This is a genomic window from Cyanobium usitatum str. Tous (assembly GCF_003011885.1).
In the GTDB taxonomy this organism is placed as follows: Bacteria; Cyanobacteriota; Cyanobacteriia; order PCC-6307; family Cyanobiaceae; genus Cyanobium_A; species Cyanobium_A usitatum.
The window spans coordinates 195,884-214,303 of the sequence record NZ_PXXO01000002.1; the positions used below are offsets into that span (position 1 = coordinate 195,884).

The window sequence follows — 18,420 nt, forward strand, 5'->3', positions numbered from 1 at the left end:
ACCAGTCTCCCCTGCTCCCTTGTCGTCCTCGCCCCGCAGCAGCAGTCCCAGCCTGGTCGAAACCCTGCGCCGCCAGGTTGTGCCAGTGCTGGTATGGGTGTTGCTGGCCCTGGTGCTGCGCTGGGCGGTGCTGGAACCCCGCTGGATTCCCTCGGGATCAATGCTCCCGGCCCTGCAACTGCAGGATCGGGTGCTGGTGGAGAAGCTGCGCGCGCGGCTGCATCGCCCCATACCGATCGGCACCGTGGTGGTCTTCCATCCCCCCACAGCCCTGATAGCCGCTGGCTACGACCCCAAGGCAGCCCTGATCAAGCGGGTGGTGGGCCAAGCGGGTGATGAAGTGGAGGTGCGCGATGGCGTGCTTTGGCGCAACGGCAGCAAGGCGGCGATCGATTGGTCAGCCGAACCGATGGACTACCAGCTGGAACCCCTCACGGTGCCCCCAGACCATCTGCTGGTTTTGGGAGACAACCGCAATGCCAGCTTGGATTCCCACCTCTGGGGGCCCCTGCCTCAAGAGGCCTTGATCGGCACGGCGGTGCTTCGCTACTGGCCCCTTAATCGGTTTGGCTGGTTACGGATCTCCGCCATGGGCCACCCCCCTTGTACGACGAATGACCTGGGGTAAGGTGCAATATGGATGCAGCGCACGCCGGCGATGTTCAACCCGGAGTTCCTGACCACCGATAACGAAGCAATCAGCGGTAACTCGTTGATTCAGTACTTGCAGGAGCAGTCTCCTGATGTGCTGCAAAGGGTTGCTCGCTCAGCCAGTGGCGACATCCAGGACATCATTCGCCACAACGTCCAAGGGCTGTTGGGGATGCTCCCCGGTGAGCAGTTCGAGGTCAAGATTCAGACCAACCGAGAAAACCTGGCTGGCCTGCTCGCTTCGGCGATGATGACCGGTTACTTCCTGCGCCAGATGGAACAGCGCATGGAACTGGATACGAGCCTGCTGGGCTGCGGAGATCTGGACGGCGACCTCGATGCCGACCCAGGCGAGCTCAGGCTCTGAGTTAGTTAAAACTCAGTATTCCCTAATCCAGAATCCCCTAATCCAGAAACCCTGGTCCAGGCTCCGCGGGCTGCTCTGGCACCACTCCAAAGCGCAGGAGGGTTTTGTCAATGCCGCTCAGGTAGGCCCAGCTGCCCCTATCAGGTGCCCAATCTCGCCCTTCCAGGCAGTCTGCAAGCTCCCCTAGTTGCTGAGGGCTGCAGGCCACCGGAGCATCGTAATGGGCTGGCACCAGCCAGCGGATCTCGGATTGGCCAGCCAAAGTGCGGATCCAAGTCACCAGGGCGGCCCGGCAGCGGGGAAAGACCAGCCGCTCCAACACAGGCGCCACCAGCAGTGCGGCCTCAGGGCCGGGCACCAAACTCCGAAATTCAGCCTGCCAGCCCTCCTGCCAGCGGAAGGGATAGAGGCCGAAATAGGCCCGCGGAGAGCGCACCCCCGCGGCCAGCAAGCCGGCAAGCAACTCCCTGATGCCAGGCACCTGCAAATGATCTGGGCGGAGATAGGAGGCAAACAACACCAGTCGCTGCCAGCCCCGTCTGCGGCAATCAGGAGTGTCGAGCAGGGGCGCATCACCGCGATCCCTGGCATGGAAAAGCAGCGGCGTTGGATCGGCATCAAATAGCTCTGGGGGCTGCTCACTGATGGCCACTAGGGCATCGGTGAGCAGCAGGCAACCGCTAGCGCGGTGCAGGCAGGCCGCCTCCATGAAGGTGCCCAGGCCTAGGTCTAGGGGCCCGAGCGGTAGCCAGTGCAGCTCATCGGCATGGGGAAGCCCCTGCTCAAACAGCACCCGGGTGCGCTGGGCCGGGAAGCCCAGCCAAGCCAGCGGCAGCGGCAAGGGGAAGCTCCACTGCCGTGGTGTCACCCACACCTGAGCAGCGGGGAACGCCCTTGCCATCGCCGGCACCGGCAGCTTGTGCTCGAGGCCAGAGCTGGTGGGTAGCACGATCGTGCAAACGGGCCCGTAGCGGTGCTCCAGCTCGGCAAGAGCTGCCCGCACCTCTCCAGTGGGGGGCACGGGGGCATAGAGCAACAGACCACCCCGCACACGCACCACCGTCATCCGGATCGGCACTGCCACGTAAAACACCCCCTGGAGCTGCTCGAAACTCCAGACCTGGCCGGGGATCAATTCACGCACCAAGGTGCGGCGACGTCCGTAGGGGTAGAGCGGCAACAGCGGCCACCAGGGCCAGCTCTGATCTGCGCCCGGCGCAGCTGGATCTCGGCTGGGGAGCTGGTTCACCTCAGGCCAGCAGCACCAAGCTGACACTCATCACCACCATTCCTGCCGTGAGGCCAGCAACCATCACGTGGTGATGGGCCCCGGTGCGCTGGGCGGCAGGCAGCAATTCGTCGAAGCAGATGTAAACCATCAATCCAGCAACGCTGGCAAAAACCAATCCCATCACCGTGTCGCTGAGGAATGTTCTTAAAAAGACGTAGCCCACCACTGCACCGATGGGCTCGGCAAGCCCTGAGGCGAAAGACACCCAAAAAGCAGTGCGGCGGCTCCCAGTGGCGTAATACACCGGAGCTGAAATCGCCAGGCCCTCGGGAATGTTGTGGATGGCGATGGCAATGGCGATGCTGATGCCAAGCCTGGGACTTGAGAGGGCGCCAACAAAGGTGGCCAAACCCTCCGGAAAATTGTGGATGGCAATCGCCAGGGCTGAGAACAGTCCTGTGCGCAGCAAGGTCTGCGACTGGGCCCTGGGCAAGTTGGCCTCAGGGAGGGTCAGATCATGGCTGGGTAGGGCGTTGTCGATCAAGGCAATCACCACCATGCCAGCAAAAAACGCCAGCACGGTGACCGCATAGCCCGTAGTGGCTCCAAGCCCAAGGGCCAGCGCCTGCCTGGCCTTAGGAAATATCTCCACAAAGGAGACAAAAATCATCACGCCAGCCGAAAAGCTCAACGACAAACTGAGCAACTTGGGGCTGAATCGCCTCGACACCAGGCCAAGCAAACTGCCGAGCCCGGTGCAAAGGCCGGCTGCCAGGGTGAGAAGAAAGGCAAACAGCACCCGCTGATCGAGGGCAATCAAGGGGTTGGCTCCGCTGCCATCAGATCTGAGCCGTCCATGCCGGCAGGGGGCAGGTTGCGAAGCCATTGCCGGCCCTGCTCGAGAAAGGCAGGCCAGTCGAGTTTTTCAGCCGCCGCTGCCTTGGCCACCAACAGGGGTGCCTGGCGTTTGATCTCGGCGAGATCCGGCTCGCTCACCCCCGCCGAGAGGGCCAACATGTCAGCCATGGACCTGGCCACAACCCGGGTGAGATAGGCGGCGCTGAGCGCCTGCAACGCCCCCCCCACCAGCCAGGTGGCGCCATGCAATTTGACCAGGCCAGTAAGAAGCTGGCTGCTCCACTCCACCACCCCCTGGGCGAGGGCTGCCTTGGCGAGCTCGCTAGCGGCGGCCTGCAGTTGCTCGAAGGTCCAGGGGCAATCCCAGAGGCGAGCCATCTCGCGCAGCATCAAGCCATTAGCCACCGCCAGCACCAGCAGGTCGAGGCTGGGCAGGGGCGCCGCCACCACCCCGGCCGCCACCAGCCATTGGGTGCGCCGCTGAAGTGGCAGAAAGTGCTGCCGCCGCAGCTGCTCAAGCTCGCGCTGCCAAAGGCCATGCAATTGTTCAAGACGACGCAGCTGGCGGCCGCTGCGCAGCTCCGCTCCGGCACTGGCGAGCTGGCGGGCTAGGGGCGAAATGCTGGCTGTAAGCGTCGTGGGCAGGCCATTCCAAAAGAGCAGACGCTGGGAGAGATCCTGTCCAAGCTGGGAGCGCAATTCAGCGGCAAGAGCTTCGAGAGTCTGGTCAGCTCTGTTGAATTCCACCAGCAGCCAGGCGGGCTGAGCGGCGGGTAGGGCCTCGAGCCAGCGCAGATCGGCAGCTGAGAGAGGCGTGCGCAGATGGTGGATCAGCAGGTCGCAGGCAGCAAATGCTTCAGGCCAAGACCAATCGGTACTCCAGGCCGGCAGGGGATGGGCCCAGTGCAGCTGAAGTTTCTCAGCGCCACGCAGGGCCTCGATCAGATCTGGTTGCAGAGCCAGAGCCGGAGGACAGGTACCCACTAGGGCCAACTGCAAGCCCTGCCGATCCAGCTCCTGGCGCAGGGTTGCCAGTTGGTTCTTGCGCATCCGGCTGGCTAGCTCAGTCTTGGCTGGGGTTGACTCCCCTGCCAAACGTAAAAACTGGCCCTCAAGCTGCTCCAGGCGCCCCAGCCAGCCGGGCACATCCGTAGGGGCTGGCCCCCGGGGTTGGCGGCGGCGCAGCAGCGAAGCACCCAGGCCCAGGCCCGCCAAGGTGAGGCCAGAGGCGATGGGCAGGTGGCTCAACCGCAGCAGCCCATCGAGGGCAAACCAGCCCATGACCCCGGTGCCGATAGCCGGCAGCCAAGGTTTGAGGGTCGTGGGCATGGCCTGGCGGACCATGGCTAACCCGGCGAGCTGGGGGAGGGTCACCGGCGGCGTCAACGGCGCTGGACAAGCTGATGCATCTTTAGCTCAGCCTGAGACGCTGCGCAGGCGGCAAATGCCAATAGCTTGGGCGCGAGTCGGGGGTCTGCCTTGCCAGCTCCAGGAGTATTGGACAACCCAATGGAGATTCGCCAGGACACTCGCGAACAAGTGAAGCGAGTGTTGCTGGTAGCCCTGGCCGTAAACATCAGCATGACGCTGTTGAAATTGCTCCTGGGGCTATTAAGTGGCTCACTAGCCGTGCTGGCGGATGCCATGCACAGTGCCACTGACGGATTTTCAAGTCTGTTGGGACTGGTGACCAACGGACTTTCGGATCCCGAACCAGACCGGGACCATCCCTACGGGCACCACAAGTACGAAGCGGTGGGTGCGCTGGCTATTGCAGCCTTCATTCTTTTCACTGCCTTCGAGATCCTGCAGGCCGCCTTTGAAAGGCTGCGCACCGGACTCCAGCCCTTGCGAATGGACAGCCGGGAGCTACTGGTGCTGCTGCTCGTCCTCGGCATCAACATTCTGTTGGCTAGCTACGAGCGGGCCGAGGGGCGAAGGCTTGGTAGTCCGCTGCTCAAGGCCGATGCGGCCCACACCAGCAGCGACATCTGGACAACGGCGGTGGTGCTGGTGGGCCTGGCAGGAGCGCTGTGGCTCAACCTCAGTTGGCTCGATGTCGCCCTAGCAATTCCGCTGTGCTTGCTTCTGGTGCGGGTGTGCTGGTCGGTGCTGCGAACCAACCTGCCCCAGTTGGTTGATCAGATCGCCATTGCTCCGGAGGCCATTCACCAGGTCGCGATGGAAGTTGCGGGGGTGCTCAACTGCCACGACATCGCCAGCCGCGGGGTGCTCGGCCAGCAGGTGTTCATCGACATGCACATGGTTGTGGACACCAATGACCTGCCAACGGCGCACCGGATCACCGAATTGGTGGAGGAGCACCTAGAGGCCCGGTTTGGTCGGGTGCGCTGCACGATCCACCTCGAACCCCGGGAATACGCCAGCGCCGCTATCACCTTTAAGGGCACCCATGGCTGAGCACCTGCCGCAACTGACACTGAGGCAGCAGGCCCAGCTGCTGGATTGGGCAGTGGAGCTGCAGGCTGCTCCCAATTGGGTTGGCAACCTGCCGGTGGCCCTGCTTGAGCGCTGTTGGCTGAGGCTGCGCCGCATATCACTGGAGCAGCTCGCCCTGGTGCTGCCGCCAGATGCCAGTGCTGAAGCCCCGGAGCTGGTGCGCTATCGGGCCTGGATCGCCGCCGGACAGCCGGCCTGGTCAGCCCAGTTGCGCTGCTGGCAGGAATTCGGGCAACCGGCCTGCCAGGAGGCGCTGCGCCACTTTTGGGGTCACCAGGAGCGAGGCAACCACGGCTGGACGTTTACTGCCTATCTGGAGCTGCTTGGGACCTATAGAAACCAGTTTCAACCAGGAACCGTGCGGTCCTTGCCCCTGATCGTGCTAGCTCGCAGCGGGCAGCGGGAGCCCCATCGGCTGCACTGGCTCACCCCCCCTTTGGCCAGCCGATGCGGCACACTTGCCCCTGACTGCACAGGCTGAGGCGATGGCCGACGAAACCACCCCCTCTCAATCTCGCGATGACCAGGGAGGGCGCGCCGGTGGCGGCCGCCCGCCAGGCAACCGCGAACCCGGCGGATTCCGCATCCGGCTCAGCGACAACGAGATGCGTGCCGCCAGAGCCATTCAGGAGGGTTTCGCGCTGCGCTCCACAGTGGCTGCCTTGGGCTTCGCCATTCGCACGGTGGCCCAGCTGCTCGAGGATGGAAAGCTCGACGAACTAGTCGCTCAGCAAAGGGCCCAAGCCGGTCCCCGGGGTGATGCCCCCCGCGCGGAGCGCCGGCCGGGGGGTGGCGAGAGCCGGGTGATCCGCCAGGAGCGGGCACCTCGAATCGATCCCTTTGCTCGCCCAAGCAAGCCACCTGCTCCCGTGGCAGAGCCCATCGAGACCAACTCTGAAGAGGCTGCCGAGGACGAGCAAATCGAAGCTGCTGCCGAAGAGCTTGCCCCCGAGAGCACTGGGAGCCCCGAAAACTCTGAGAGCACCGAGAGCTGAGTCCCATGGCACGGCCGAGGGTTTTGTCTGGGGTGCAACCCACTGGAGCTCTGCACCTCGGCAACTGGCTGGGCGCAATCCGTAATTGGGTTGATCTCCAGAGCAGCCACGACACCTTTTTTTGTGTGGTTGATCTTCATGCGATCACAGTTCCCCATCAGCCAGCCCAGCTCGCCGAGGACACGCTCTCAACAGCAGCTCTCTATCTCGCCTGCGGCATAGATCCCGATTGCTCAACCGTGTTCGTGCAGAGCCACGTGAGCGCCCACTGCGAACTTGCCTGGCTGCTCAACTGCGTCACCCCACTCAATTGGCTGGAGCGGATGATCCAGTTCAAGGAAAAGGCAATTAAACAGGGAGACCAGGTGTCTGTGGGCCTGTTGGATTACCCGGTGCTGATGGCTGCCGACATCCTGCTCTACGACGCTGATCTGGTGCCAGTGGGGGAGGACCAAAAGCAGCACCTTGAACTCGCCCGCGACATTGCCCAGCAGCGCATCAACGCCCGTTTTGGCAAGCGCAATCCAGACGGTGAAGTAATTCCTGTGCTCAAGGTGCCCGAGCCCTTGATCCTGCGCGAAGGGGCCCGGGTGATGAGCCTCACTGATGGCAGCTCAAAGATGAGCAAAAGTGACCCCAACGAGGGCTCGCGGATCAGCTTGCTGGATCCGCCGGAACTGGTGGTTAAAAAAATCAAACGGGCCAAAACCGACCCCACCATGGGGCTGGAATTCGGTAATCCGGAGCGCCCGGAAGCAGACAACCTTCTGGGGCTCTACGCCCTTCTGGCCGGCAAAAGCCGCTCGCAGGCGGCCGAGCAGTGCGGCGCCATGGGCTGGGGCACTTTTAAGCCCCTGCTGGCAGAAGCTGCCGTAGAGGCCTTAAGGCCCGTCCAGCAGCGTTATCAGGAGTGGCGGCAGCAGCCAGGCGCGGTGGCTGAGGTGCTGCGCAATGGCCAACACAAGGCTGTGGCCGTGGCCGATGAGACCCTCAAACGGGTGCGGGAAACACTGGGTTTCTTGCCGCCCGCCTAGGAGCTTTCTCGGCACTTCAGGTCGGCAAAGGCTGGCCCTGGCTCCAGCCCCAGAGCCGCAGCAGCCAGTAGCCAAATGCGAGCAGCGCTGCGGCACAGGCCAACTGCAGCAGCCGCCGAGACGCCAGGCGGCCACCTAAAAGAGTCCAAAGCCCAAGGGCCAGCGCTAGCCCCACCAGCACCGGGCCAAAAGCGTGCCACTCCATGGCCTGGGCGAGGTCGCCATGCAGGGTCGCCAGCACGGAGCGCGTTAAGTAGCAGGTGGGGCAGGGTATGCCCGTGAGCTGACGCAGGGGGCAACTCCACAACCCCATGGGCAGCGACGCTCCAGCCGCCAGCCCCAGCAACAGCAAAAAACGTCGCTGTCTCAAGGCTCCTTGTAGATCACCCGGCCCCGCTCGTCATTGCCGACATCCAAGAGCTCAGCATGGAGCAGCCTTTGGATCTCAAAGCGCACCTGGCGACTCTCCACCCCAGCCGGCAACTCCATCTCGACGAGGGCGTCATTGAGGGTGAAGCCCAGCTCACCTCTGCGCCTAGCCAGATGAACTAGCTGCCGCTCAACCGAGAGGGTCGAGCCTGATAACACCAAAGGCCGGTTGGCCTGGTCAACCAGTTCGGGCATCAACCAAAGATCAACCAATTGGCCCACGAAGCAGAGGCCAAAAGTGAGCAACCAGAGAGTGCCGCTGAGGGGCTTGCGGTTGTAAAAGCGATGCACTCCACACACTCCCACCAGGCCTAGGGCCCAGAGGACGTAGCTCAAAGCCAGGTTGCGGCGCTCGCCCATCACGGCAGGGTCACCCCATGCCGGCGCATGGCCGCCGAAAGATTCCACACCGACAACATCAGTTGATGCCAGGGAGCCAGGGTTTCCATCTCGAGGGCCATTGGTATCGGAGCCGCCTGGCGCAAGCTGGTGGCAGCGCAAAGTTCCTTGCGGGCCTGCACCAGGTGATCGCGCAGGATCAGCTGCTGGTCTTGGGGCATCACGGTGTCCGGACAGTGATCTAGCAGCAACAAACCCCGTTCAAACCAGGAACTGAAGTCGTCGAGCAAGGACCCAAGCAGCTGATCAAGCAGGACGCCGGGGGATTCATGCTCGGGTGTTGGAGGAGAAAAACCCATAGATCCAGCTTAGGAGCGCTGGGTAGGATCGACATTCGCCTTAGTTAGCCGCGCGATCAGTGCCCGTGAACCCAAGCAGCTCCGAGCCCGCACCGATCGCCCTGCCCAAAACCAGCGAAAGCAATCAGCTGCTGCGCATCCGTCACTCGATGAGCCATGTGCTGGCCATGGCTGTGCAGAAGCTCTTTCCCCAGGCCCAAGTCACCATTGGCCCTTGGACCGAGAGCGGCTTCTATTACGACTTCGACAATCCCGACCCCTTCACCGAGGCCGATCTCAAGGCAATAAAAAAGGAGATGGGCAAGATCATTGGCCGGCGTCTGCCGCTTGAGCGGATCGAAGTAAGCCGCAATGAAGCCGAGGCCAGGATCAAAGCCCAAAACGAGCCTTACAAACTGGAGATCCTGGCGGGGATCCAGGAGCCCATAAGTCTTTACACCCTGGGCGAGGAGTGGTGGGACCTCTGCGCCGGGCCCCACGTAGCCAACACCAGCGAGCTCAACCCCAAGGCCTTCGAGCTTGAGAGCGTCGCCGGCGCCTATTGGCGTGGCGATGAAACCAAAGCCCAGCTGCAGCGCATCTACGGCACCGCCTGGGAAACAGCTGAACAACTGGCGGAACACAAGCGGCGCAAGGAAGAGGCCAAACGACGGGACCACAGACGCTTGGGCACCGACCTGAATCTGTTCTCGATCGAGGATGAGGCCGGGGCTGGACTGGTGTTCTGGCATCCCCGCGGGGCGCGGATGCGCCTGTTGATCGAAGATTTTTGGCGTCAGGCCCATTTCGCAGCTGGATACGAACTGCTGTACACACCACACGTGGCTGATATCAGCCTGTGGAAGACTTCCGGCCACCTCGACTTCTATGCCGAGAGCATGTTTGGCCCCATGCAAGTAGATGAGAGGCAATACCAGCTCAAGCCCATGAACTGCCCCTTTCACGTGCTCACATACGCAAGCACCCTGCGCAGTTACCGGGAGCTGCCAATTCGCTGGGCCGAGTTGGGCACCGTTTATCGCTACGAGCGCCCGGGTGTGATGCACGGCCTAATGCGGGTGCGCGGCTTCACCCAGGATGACGCCCACGTTTTTTGCCTACCAGAGCAGATCAGCGATGAAATCCTGCGCATCCTCGATCTCACAGAGGAGATCCTTTCCACCTTCGATTTCAAGACCTACGAAATAAATCTCTCCACCAGGCCGGAGAAATCAATCGGCGAAGACGCAGTGTGGGAATTGGCAACCCAAGGCCTGATCGAGGCCCTCGATCGCAAAGGCTGGGCATACAAGATCGATGAAGGCGGCGGCGCCTTCTACGGTCCCAAGATCGACCTAAAGATCGAAGATGCCATCGGGCGAATGTGGCAGTGCTCCACCATCCAGCTCGATTTCAACCTGCCAGAACGTTTCGAACTGGAGTACGTAGCCGCAGATGGCTCAAGAATGCGCCCGATCATGATTCACCGGGCCATCTTCGGTTCGCTGGAGCGGTTTTTCGGGATCATGACCGAGAACTACGCCGGCGATTTCCCCTTCTGGCTGGCACCCGAGCAGATCCGGCTGCTGCCCGTTACCGATGAGGTGATGCCCTACGCCGAGCAGCTACTGGAGCAGCTCAAGGCCGCTGGCATCCGCGCCACCCTGGACCTTTCCGGCGAGCGCCTCGGCAAGCTGATTCGCAACGGCGAGCAGATGAAAATCCCCCTGTTGGGAGTGATCGGCGCCAAGGAGGCTGAAACAGGTGCCGTGAGCCTGCGCAGCAGACGCGAAGGCGAGCTCGGCAGCGTTGCCGTGGCCAACCTGCTGGCTGCAGCAGTGACGGCAAATGCCGAGCGGGCAGCCGGCCTGGGCCTGCCGGCGGTCCCTACACCCGGTCAGTGACCACCCTTCTAGCTGGGGACATCGGCGGCACCAAGACCCTTCTCGCCCTGTATCAGCTGCAGGCCGGGGGTGAATTGAAGCTGCTGCGCAGTGAGCGCTACCAATCCGCCGACTGGGACGACCTGGCCCCAATGCTTGACAGCTTTCTGGGTGTTGGCCAGCCCACCCCAGCTGCCGCCTGCCTGGCGGTGGCAGGGCCGGTGGTGGCGGGTCAGGCCCAACTAACCAACCTTCACTGGCAGCTCGATGGCAGCCAGCTGGCTGCGGCCTCAGGTGTAGGGCGGTTTGAGCTGGTCAATGATTTCGCCGTATTGATCTACGGGCTGCCCCACCTCTCCTCAGAGCAACAGGCGCCAATACGCCCGGGGGTGGCGAGGCCGGAGGCGCCCTTGCTGGTGCTAGGTGCGGGAACGGGTCTGGGGGTGGCCTACGGGGTACCAACCCCAACTGGGCTGGTAGCGGTGGCCAGCGAGGCCGCCCACGCTGAATTCGCCCCCCGCAGCCAGCAGGAATGGGAGCTCAAACGGTGGCTAGCCCAAGAGCGGGGCCTGGAGCGAGTCTCGATCGAGCGGGTGGTGAGCGGCACGGGCCTGGGCGAAGTGGCGCGCTGGCTGCTTCACATCCGCCACCCCGGCGGAGACCATGCCCTTTCCCCGCTAGCCGAAGGGTCGGAACTGCCCGCTGCCGTGGCAGCCAGCGCTGCCCTAGGGGAAAGCCTGGCCTGCGAAGCCTTGGAGATCTGGATCGGCTGCTACGGCAGTGTGTGTGGCGATCTGGCCCTGGCGGGTCTGAGCCGGGGAGGGGTGTGGTTGGCCGGCGGCACCGCAGGAAAACTGCTGGAAAACCTGCGTTCGCCCACCTTTAACCGGGCATTCCTTAATAAAGGTCGGCTAGAGCCGGTGCTGGCAAGCATGCCGATCACGGCCGTGGTTGATCCGGCCATTGGCCAATTCAGCGCGGCCTGCCGGGCGCGCATGCTGCTGGCCTGAGACACTGGGCGCAGCAGAAGTTGTCCCATGGTGCGCCCCCGGGTCGGACAAGGGGTTGAGGTTCACGTTCCCGCTACCACCGCCAATGTGGGCCCAGGCTTTGACTGTCTGGGGGCTGCCCTGGATCTCGACAACGTCTTCCAGATGCGCTGCATCGAGGGAGGCAGCGAGCGCTTTGATCTGATTATTGAAGGCAGCGAAGGTGCCCACCTTCGCGGTGGGCCCGACAACCTGGTGTATCGCTCGGCTCAACGGGTGTGGAAAGAAGCTGGCGAGGAGCCGGTGGCCCTTGAGGCAAGAGTGAGACTGGCGGTGCCACCGGCCCGAGGTCTAGGCAGCAGCGCCACAGCGATCGTGGCTGGGCTTATCGGCGCCAATGCACTGGTGGGCGAGCCCCTCAGCCGCGAGAAGCTGCTGGAGTTGGCCATCGATATCGAAGGCCATCCCGACAACGTTGTGCCCTCCCTGGTGGGGGGACTGTGCATGACAGCCAAAGCGGCGTCCCACCGCTGGCGAGTGGTGCGCTGTGAGTGGTCGCCCCTGGTACAGGCCGTGGTGGCAATCCCCGCTATCCGGCTCACCACCAGCGAAGCAAGGCGGGCCATGCCCAAATCAATTCCGGTGGGGGATGCGGTGATCAACCTGGGCTCCCTCACCTTGCTGCTGCAGGGGCTGCGCACCGGCAATGGCGACCTGATCACCGATGGCATGCACGACCGCCTGCATGAGCCCTACCGCTGGGGCCTGATCCACGGTGGCAAGGCCGTGAGGGAGGCGGCCCTAGCCGCGGGAGCCTGGGGTTGCGTGATCAGTGGCGCCGGTCCAAGCCTGCTTTCCCTGTGCCCCAAACCAGCAGCCGAGAACGTCAGCAGGGCGATGGTTCGGGCCTGGCACCAAGCCGGGGTTGAGTCCCGCTCTGAGGTGCTGGCCATCCAGCAGCTGGGCAGCCGCTGGGAGCACTTGCCAGACCAGAAGCCCGCTGCCAGTGAGTAGATTTACTCAGTCGAGCAACCAGGGCTGATAGGTTGGTTGTCGATTTGAACTGAGCCTGACTTCGGCCCTGTTCAGCGAATCACCAGATCTGCAATCGGGCCGTGATGGACGTCAACATGCCCCTGCTAGCCGCGTCCAGCCTGGGCGTTCCAGCAGCGGAATCGGCCTTTCCCTGGCTGAGCCTGATCGTGCTGCTGCCAGCAGCAGTCGCCCTGGTAATGCCCCTGCTGCCAGGAGATGGCAGCGACCCCAAGTGGCCCCGCACCCTGGCCCTCGCCACCCTGGCGATTGACCTTGGCCTGATGCTGTTCTGCTTTAGCAGGCACTTCGATGGCTCCAGCAGTGATTTGCAACTGGTGGAAAGGGTCAGCTGGGTGCCGGCCATGGGCCTGGAGTGGTCCCTGGCAGCTGATGGCCTTTCCACGCCGCTGGTGCTGCTCTCAGGCCTGGTAACCCTGCTTTCGGTGGCAGCCAGCTGGAACATCAAGACTAAAACCCGCCTCTATTTCGCCCTGATGCTGGTTCAGGCCTCAGCCCAGGGCCTGGTTTTTCTCTCCCAAGACTTTCTGCTTTTCTTCCTTGCCTGGGAGCTTGAGCTGGTACCGGTATATCTATTAATCGCAATCTGGGGTGGCAAGCAACGTCAATATGCGGCCACTAAGTTTATTTTATATACCGCCACAGCCTCCCTGCTGATCTTGTTGAGCGGCCTTGCTCTTGCCTTCTCAGGCGACAGCTTCAGCTTCAACCTCTCAGAGCTCGCCAGCCGTTCCCCCGGTGGCACCTTTGGCCTGCTCTGTTATCTGGGCTTCCTGGTGGGCTTCGGGGTGAAATTGCCAATGTTCCCCCTCCACACCTGGTTGCCCGACGCCCACGGTGAAGCCAATGCGCCCGTATCGATGTTGCTGGCAGGGGTGCTGCTGAAGATGGGTGGCTACGCCCTGCTGCGCTTCAACGTGCAGATGCTTCCAGAGGTGCATCTGAGGTTGGCACCAGCCCTAATTGTGCTGGGCATTGTCAACATCGTCTATGGCGCCCTGAATGCTTTTGCCCAGGACAATGTCAAACGGCGAATTGCCTGCAGCTCCGTGAGCCACATGGGTTTTGTGCTGCTCGGTATTGGTGCAGTAGATGCCCTTGGCATCAGCGGCGCCATGTTGCAGATGATCAGTCATGGCCTGATCGCAGCTGCCATGTTCTTTGTTACCGGCGTGTTTTACGAACGCACCAAAACCCTTTCAATCCCCAACATGGGCGGCCTCGCCAAGGCCCTGCCGATCACCTTCGCCTTTTTCCTGGCCAGCTCTCTTGCTTCCCTTGCCCTGCCAGGCATGAGTGGCTTTGTGAGCGAGATCACGGTGTTTCTCGGCATCACCGCCAACGACGACTTCACCATCGGCTTCCGTGTGATCGCCATCGTGCTGGCAGCGATCGGATTAGTACTAACTCCTGTTTACCTGCTCAGCCTCTGCCGCCGGGTGTTCTTCGGTCCCAGAATTCCGGCCCTAGCTGTGGTGGGCGACATGCGTCCACGGGAGCTTTTTATTGGTCTCACCCTGCTTATACCAACCCTGGCGATTGGCTTTTGGCCGCGGCTGGCAATCGATGTCTATGAGGCCTCAACCAACGCCCTAGCCCAGCAGTTGAGTGCAACTGCCCTAATTGCCATGGGCCGGGCCAGCGCCCTGGGCTAACTCACAAAGGCTTGCTGGATCGGCTGGAATGGGTTCACCAAATCACCCATCCATGACCCTGAGCGCACCCCTGCCCTTGCTGGTTGGTCAGGGTCTTCCGCCCTTCGATGCGATCACGCCGGAGCAGGTAGAGCAGGCGATCCCTGCCTTGCTGAGCGATCTGAACGAATCGCTCTCCGCCCAGGAAGCCAGGCTTGAACTGCGCTTAGGCGAATCCGAGTCGCTCAGCTGGGAGGAGGTTATGGAGCCTTTGCACCAGCTTGGCGAGCGGTTGCGTTGGAGCTGGGGTGTGGTGAGCCATCTCAATGGCGTCTGCAACACACCAGCCCTGCGGGAGGCCCACCAACAGCAGCAGGGGGCCGTGGTGCAATTCGGCAACCGCGCTGGGCAATCGCGTCCGATATATCGGGCTCTCGAGGCACTGCAAGCCAATCCCAGCCAGCTCGATGCCACCCAGAGCCGCATCCTGGCGGCGGAGCTACGGGACATGCAGTTGCGGGGTGTGGGCCTGGAGGGGCAGGAGCAGCAAGCCTTCAACTCCGCCTGTGAGCGGCTCGCCGAACTCGCCACAGCCTTCGGCAACCACGTGCTCGATGCCACAAACGGCTGGAGCCTCACTTTGAACAGCGAAGACGAATTGGCCGGCCTACCAGCCAGCCTGCGGCAGCTGCTGGCCCAAGCTGCCACTGATGCCGGTGAAAGCGGCTGGCGCCTGGGGCTAGATATGCCGAGGGTGGTGCCCTTTCTAAAATTCAGTGAGCGCCGGGACCTGCGCGAAAAGGTCTACCGCGCCCAGGTTGGTAAGGCCGCCAGCGGTGAACTGGATAACAATCCCCTGATTGCCCAAATCCTGGAGCTGAAGTTGAAGCAAGCCCAGCTGCTGGGCTATGCCAACTGGGCCGAGGTAAGCCTGGCCTCGAAGATGGCCGGCTCGGTGCAAGAGGTGGAAGACCTACTTGAAGACCTGCGCGCTGCAGCCTTTCCAGTGGCCCAGCAGGAGCTCGCCGCCCTTGCTGCCTGCGCCAGCCGCCACGGGGCACCAGAGGCAGCTGAGCTCAAGCCCTGGGACGTGAGCTACTGGGCAGAGGTGCTGCGTCAGGAGAGCTTCGAGCTCAACAGCGAGGCCCTCAGACCCTGGTTTTCCCTTGAGCAGGTATTGAAGGGGCTGTTTGTTCTTTGCCAGCGCCTGTTCGACATACAAATAGTGGCCGCAGATGGGGAGGCGCCGATCTGGCATAGCGACGTGCGCTATTTCCGAGTGCTCGAAGCCCGTAACGGGGCGCCCCTGGCCGGTTTTTACCTTGATCCCTATAGCCGCCCTGGCAGCAAGCGCGGTGGTGCCTGGATGGATGAATGCCTCGGCCGCTCCCGAAGCGCCACCGGCGAGCCCGTGTTACCAGTGGCCTACTTGATCTGCAACCAGAGCCCACCGGTGGGGGACACCCCCAGCCTGATGACCTTCGACGAGGTGGAAACCCTCTTCCACGAATTTGGTCATGGCCTCCAGCACATGCTCACCACGGTGGAGCGGCCCCAGGCCGCCGGTATTAACAACGTGGAGTGGGACGCGGTAGAGCTTCCCAGCCAATTCATGGAGAACTGGTGCTACGACCGGGCCACCTTGATGGGCATGGCACGCCACTGGCAGAGCGGCGAACCGCTACCGGAAGCCGAATACCAAAAGCTGCTGGCAGCTCGCACCTTCATGGCTGGGGGGGCCACCCTGCGCCATGTGCACTTTGCCCTCACCGATCTACGCCTGCACAGCCAGTGGACCCCCGACAGCGGTGAGAGTCCGGATCAAATGCGCCGCCATATCGCTGCCACCACGACGGTGCTGGAGCCGATAGCCGAGGACGCCTTCCTTTGCGCCTTCAGCCATATTTTTGCCGGCGGCTATGCGGCCGGCTACTACTCCTACAAGTGGGCCGAGGTGCTCAGCGCCGATGCCTTCAGCGCTTTCGAGGAGGTGGGCCTGGAGAAGGAGGAGGAGATCGTCGCCACCGGCCGCCGTTTCCGCGACACCGTGCTCAGCCTGGGTGGCAGCCGCTCCCCAGCTGAGGTGTTCGAAGCCTTCCGAGGTCGCCAGCCAAGCAGCGAGGCGCTGATCCGCCATTCCGGGCTGGTGGCCGCCTGATGGCCACTCCTGCACCGGAGCTGGTGGCGGTCGCCGAGGCCTTCGCCCTGCCCGGGGTTGTCTCCGCGATTGCGCCCCTTGGTAATGGCAACGTCAACGACACCTACCGGGTGGACACCGCCAGCGGTGTTTGCTTTGTGCTTCAGCGGCTAAATACTGCTGTGTTTCCCCAGCCGGAGCTGGTGATGCAAAACCTGGAGGCGCTCAGCGCGCATGCCGAGCAGCATCCTCTGATCGGACAACGATGGGAAGTGCCTCGGCTAATCGCAAACCGCCATACCGGCCGACCCTGGCTATTGGCAGAGGGCCAATTTTGGCGACTACAGAGCTACATCGAAGAGGCCGTGACGGTTGAGGCGATCACGAACCGGGAGCAGGCCCGCCAGGTAGGTCGCGGCCTGGGGCTATTCCACTTGCTGATCAGAGAGCTGCCCCCAGAGCAACTAGCCGACACCCTGCCGGGTTTCCACGTCACACCGACCTACCTGGCGGCCTACGACCAAGCTCTGCTATGCAGCCCAATAGGTCAGGACGATCGGGAGCAATGGTGTGCTGCATTCGTAGAGCAACGCCGCGAACTGGCACCGATCCTTGAGGACGCCAATAAAGCGGGCCTTCTGCAGCTGCGGCCTATTCACGGCGACCCCAAAATAAACAATGTGATGCTCTGCGCCCACACGGGAACTGCCGTGAGCATGGTGGATCTAGACACAGTTAAACCAGGCCTGGTGCACTACGACATTGGTGATTGCTTGCGTTCAGCCTGCAATCCAGCGGGGGAAGAAGCCTGTGAACCTGATAGCGTCAAATTTGATCTCGATCTCTGCGAGACCCTCCTGGAGGGCTACCTGGACGCGGCAAGAACATCCCTAAGTGATACGGACCTAGATTACATCTACGTGTCGGTAAGGCTGATCAGCTTCGAGCTAGGCCTGCGCTTCTTAAGTGACCATCTAGCTGGCAATGTCTACTTTCGTACCACCCATCCCAACCACAACCTCGCAAGGGCTTTAGTGCAATTTCGTCTCACCGAAAGCATTGAGGCCCAGGAAGAACAGATCCGGCAGATTGTGGCAAAACTGCGATGAACAGCACCAGCTTCAAATTAATTCCTTATGCAGCCGAAATGCAGGGAGAACTTGACCTCTACTCACTCCATGGCCAACTCAGCGTAGCTGAGAATACTCTGCAGATCACATTCCAGCTTGAGGGCGAACTAGCCAAGTTGAGGATTGCTCGCAGCAGCGGCCCACCACTGCGACAAGACCTTCTTTGGCAAGCAACCTGCCTGGAATTCTTTCTTGCCGCTGCAGGTAACAGCGACTACTGGGAGTACAACCTTTCGCCCGCCGGTCACTGGAACGTTTATCACCTAGAGGGCTACCGGCAGGGGTTGGCCGAGGAACCTGCCTACAAGCAACTCCCCTTCAGCGTGATGGGCGATGACAAACAATTAAGGTTGAGCCTTACTTGCGCGCTGCCACCAGCGCTGGGCACCCACCGGGCAGCTGCGGGGCTCGAAGTTGGGGTGTCCGCCGTGCTCCAAAGCTCCAGCGGAGAGCTGGCCTACTGGGCCGTGGCCCATCCCGGCAGCGAACCTGACTTTCACCACAGATGCGGGTTCTGCCTCAAATTTGCCTAGTGATGCCGGCTGCGCCGCACCGCCACAACCCCGTCAAAACCAGACACCGGGGCCTGACATTTGCGCAGTTCAATGCGGACCGGCACCGGGCCATAGAGCTCCTCGATCCGTTCGAAAATCCTTTCGCTGTAGTGCTCCAGGGTTTGGCAGCTCAGGCTGCGGGCCTGCTGTTGCAGGGCGGTGATCAACTGGCTGTAGTCGAGGGTGTCGCCAAGGGCATCACTGCGGCCAGCAGCACTGAGATCCACGCCCAATTCCAGATCCAGCTCAAACCACTGGCCATCCCTGCGCTCGAAATCGAGCACCCCCACATGGGCCCAAAGCCGCAGGCCACGCACCTGAATCGCATCGCTCACGGT

Annotated in this window: 20 protein-coding genes; 13 read left to right on the top strand and 7 right to left on the bottom strand. The window is 62.3% G+C overall.

The window, feature by feature from the left end:
• Positions 1-52 precede the first annotated feature (52 nt).
• Positions 53-628 carry a signal peptidase I gene (gene lepB, locus C7K55_RS02950; protein WP_106501992.1) on the top strand — a complete coding sequence of 192 codons (576 nt, stop codon included), beginning with the start codon at positions 53-55 and terminating at the stop codon, positions 626-628.
• 30 nt (positions 629-658) lie between these two features.
• Positions 659-1,018, top strand: a complete 360-nt coding sequence (locus C7K55_RS02955) for a DUF760 domain-containing protein (RefSeq protein WP_106501902.1) — start codon at positions 659-661, stop codon at positions 1,016-1,018.
• A gap of 37 nt (positions 1,019-1,055) precedes the next feature.
• Here C7K55_RS02955 and C7K55_RS02960 read toward each other — a convergent pair whose 3' ends face one another.
• Genes C7K55_RS02960 through C7K55_RS02970 form a run of 3 tightly spaced genes read right to left on the bottom strand, consistent with a single transcriptional unit; the run spans position 1,056 to position 4,493 of the window.
• A complete protein-coding gene (locus C7K55_RS02960) occupies positions 1,056-2,267 on the bottom strand; it encodes a DUF4336 domain-containing protein (RefSeq protein ID WP_106501903.1) in 1,212 nt (403 codons plus the stop codon).
• Position 2,268: 1 nt separating this feature from the next.
• Positions 2,269-3,069, bottom strand: a complete 801-nt coding sequence (gene zupT, locus C7K55_RS02965; RefSeq protein WP_241518129.1) for a zinc transporter ZupT — start codon at positions 3,067-3,069, stop codon at positions 2,269-2,271.
• The gene (locus C7K55_RS02970) at positions 3,066-4,493 is read right to left on the bottom strand and encodes a YcjF family protein (protein ID WP_206603459.1); all 1,428 of its coding nucleotides are present in this window, start codon (positions 4,491-4,493) and stop codon (positions 3,066-3,068) included. Before C7K55_RS02970 ends, zupT begins: the two co-directional genes overlap by 4 nt.
• A gap of 123 nt (positions 4,494-4,616) precedes the next feature.
• On the opposite strand from C7K55_RS02970, the gene C7K55_RS02975 reads away from it, so the two are divergent.
• From C7K55_RS02975 to trpS, 4 genes are read left to right on the top strand one after another with little or no spacing between them, the layout of a single operon-like run.
• Positions 4,617-5,528 carry a cation diffusion facilitator family transporter gene (locus C7K55_RS02975; protein ID WP_193486123.1) on the top strand — a complete coding sequence of 304 codons (912 nt, stop codon included), beginning with the start codon at positions 4,617-4,619 and terminating at the stop codon, positions 5,526-5,528.
• Positions 5,521-6,048, top strand: coding sequence for a hypothetical protein (locus tag C7K55_RS02980; RefSeq protein WP_106501906.1), 528 nt, complete (start codon positions 5,521-5,523; stop codon positions 6,046-6,048). The genes C7K55_RS02975 and C7K55_RS02980 overlap by 8 nt, the downstream gene beginning before the upstream one ends.
• Positions 6,026-6,562 (top strand): hypothetical protein, encoded by a 537-nt coding sequence (locus C7K55_RS02985; protein ID WP_396094811.1) that lies wholly within the window; start codon positions 6,026-6,028, stop codon positions 6,560-6,562. Before C7K55_RS02980 ends, C7K55_RS02985 begins: the two co-directional genes overlap by 23 nt.
• 5 nt (positions 6,563-6,567) lie before the next feature.
• A complete protein-coding gene (gene trpS, locus C7K55_RS02990; RefSeq protein ID WP_106501908.1) occupies positions 6,568-7,596 on the top strand; it encodes a tryptophan--tRNA ligase in 1,029 nt (342 codons plus the stop codon).
• A gap of 16 nt (positions 7,597-7,612) precedes the next feature.
• On the opposite strand, the gene C7K55_RS02995 is transcribed toward trpS, so the two are convergent.
• From C7K55_RS02995 to C7K55_RS03005, 3 genes are read right to left on the bottom strand one after another with little or no spacing between them, the layout of a single operon-like run.
• On the bottom strand, positions 7,613-7,966 hold the full coding sequence (locus tag C7K55_RS02995; protein ID WP_241518130.1) for a DUF2752 domain-containing protein: 354 nt from the start codon (positions 7,964-7,966) through the stop codon (positions 7,613-7,615).
• Positions 7,963-8,385, bottom strand: coding sequence for a TM2 domain-containing protein (locus C7K55_RS03000; RefSeq protein ID WP_106501910.1), 423 nt, complete (start codon positions 8,383-8,385; stop codon positions 7,963-7,965). The genes C7K55_RS02995 and C7K55_RS03000 overlap by 4 nt, the downstream gene beginning before the upstream one ends.
• Positions 8,385-8,723, bottom strand: a complete 339-nt coding sequence (locus C7K55_RS03005; protein WP_106501911.1) for a DUF2605 family protein — start codon at positions 8,721-8,723, stop codon at positions 8,385-8,387. The genes C7K55_RS03000 and C7K55_RS03005 overlap by 1 nt, the downstream gene beginning before the upstream one ends.
• Before the next feature lie 149 nt (positions 8,724-8,872).
• On the opposite strand from C7K55_RS03005, the gene thrS reads away from it, so the two are divergent.
• The 7 genes from thrS to C7K55_RS03040 all read left to right on the top strand — a co-directional run bounded on the left by thrS (position 8,873) and on the right by C7K55_RS03040 (position 18,061).
• Positions 8,873-10,606: a threonine--tRNA ligase gene (thrS, locus tag C7K55_RS03010; RefSeq protein ID WP_241518141.1), complete on the top strand. Its 1,734-nt coding sequence runs from the start codon at positions 8,873-8,875 to the stop codon at positions 10,604-10,606.
• Positions 10,603-11,595, top strand: coding sequence for a glucokinase (locus C7K55_RS03015; RefSeq protein WP_106501913.1), 993 nt, complete (start codon positions 10,603-10,605; stop codon positions 11,593-11,595). Before thrS ends, C7K55_RS03015 begins: the two co-directional genes overlap by 4 nt.
• Positions 11,596-11,622: 27 nt before the next feature.
• Positions 11,623-12,588, top strand: coding sequence for a homoserine kinase (gene thrB, locus C7K55_RS03020; protein ID WP_106501914.1), 966 nt, complete (start codon positions 11,623-11,625; stop codon positions 12,586-12,588).
• Between the two features lie 104 nt (positions 12,589-12,692).
• Entirely contained in the window at positions 12,693-14,282 is a 1,590-nt protein-coding gene (locus C7K55_RS03025) for an NAD(P)H-quinone oxidoreductase subunit 4 (protein ID WP_106501915.1), read from the top strand.
• Between the two features lie 52 nt (positions 14,283-14,334).
• Positions 14,335-16,419 carry a M3 family metallopeptidase gene (locus C7K55_RS03030; protein WP_193486111.1) on the top strand — a complete coding sequence of 695 codons (2,085 nt, stop codon included), beginning with the start codon at positions 14,335-14,337 and terminating at the stop codon, positions 16,417-16,419.
• Positions 16,419-17,507, top strand: a complete 1,089-nt coding sequence (locus C7K55_RS03035; protein ID WP_106501916.1) for a phosphotransferase enzyme family protein — start codon at positions 16,419-16,421, stop codon at positions 17,505-17,507. The genes C7K55_RS03030 and C7K55_RS03035 overlap by 1 nt, the downstream gene beginning before the upstream one ends.
• Positions 17,504-18,061 (top strand): DOMON-like domain-containing protein, encoded by a 558-nt coding sequence (locus C7K55_RS03040; protein WP_106501917.1) that lies wholly within the window; start codon positions 17,504-17,506, stop codon positions 18,059-18,061. Before C7K55_RS03035 ends, C7K55_RS03040 begins: the two co-directional genes overlap by 4 nt.
• Here the strand turns inward: C7K55_RS03040 and folB are convergent.
• The gene (folB, locus tag C7K55_RS03045) at positions 18,058-18,417 is read right to left on the bottom strand and encodes a dihydroneopterin aldolase (RefSeq protein WP_106501995.1); all 360 of its coding nucleotides are present in this window, start codon (positions 18,415-18,417) and stop codon (positions 18,058-18,060) included. The two genes, C7K55_RS03040 and folB, sit on opposite strands and share 4 nt — an antisense overlap.
• Between the last annotated feature and the right edge of the window lie 3 nt (positions 18,418-18,420).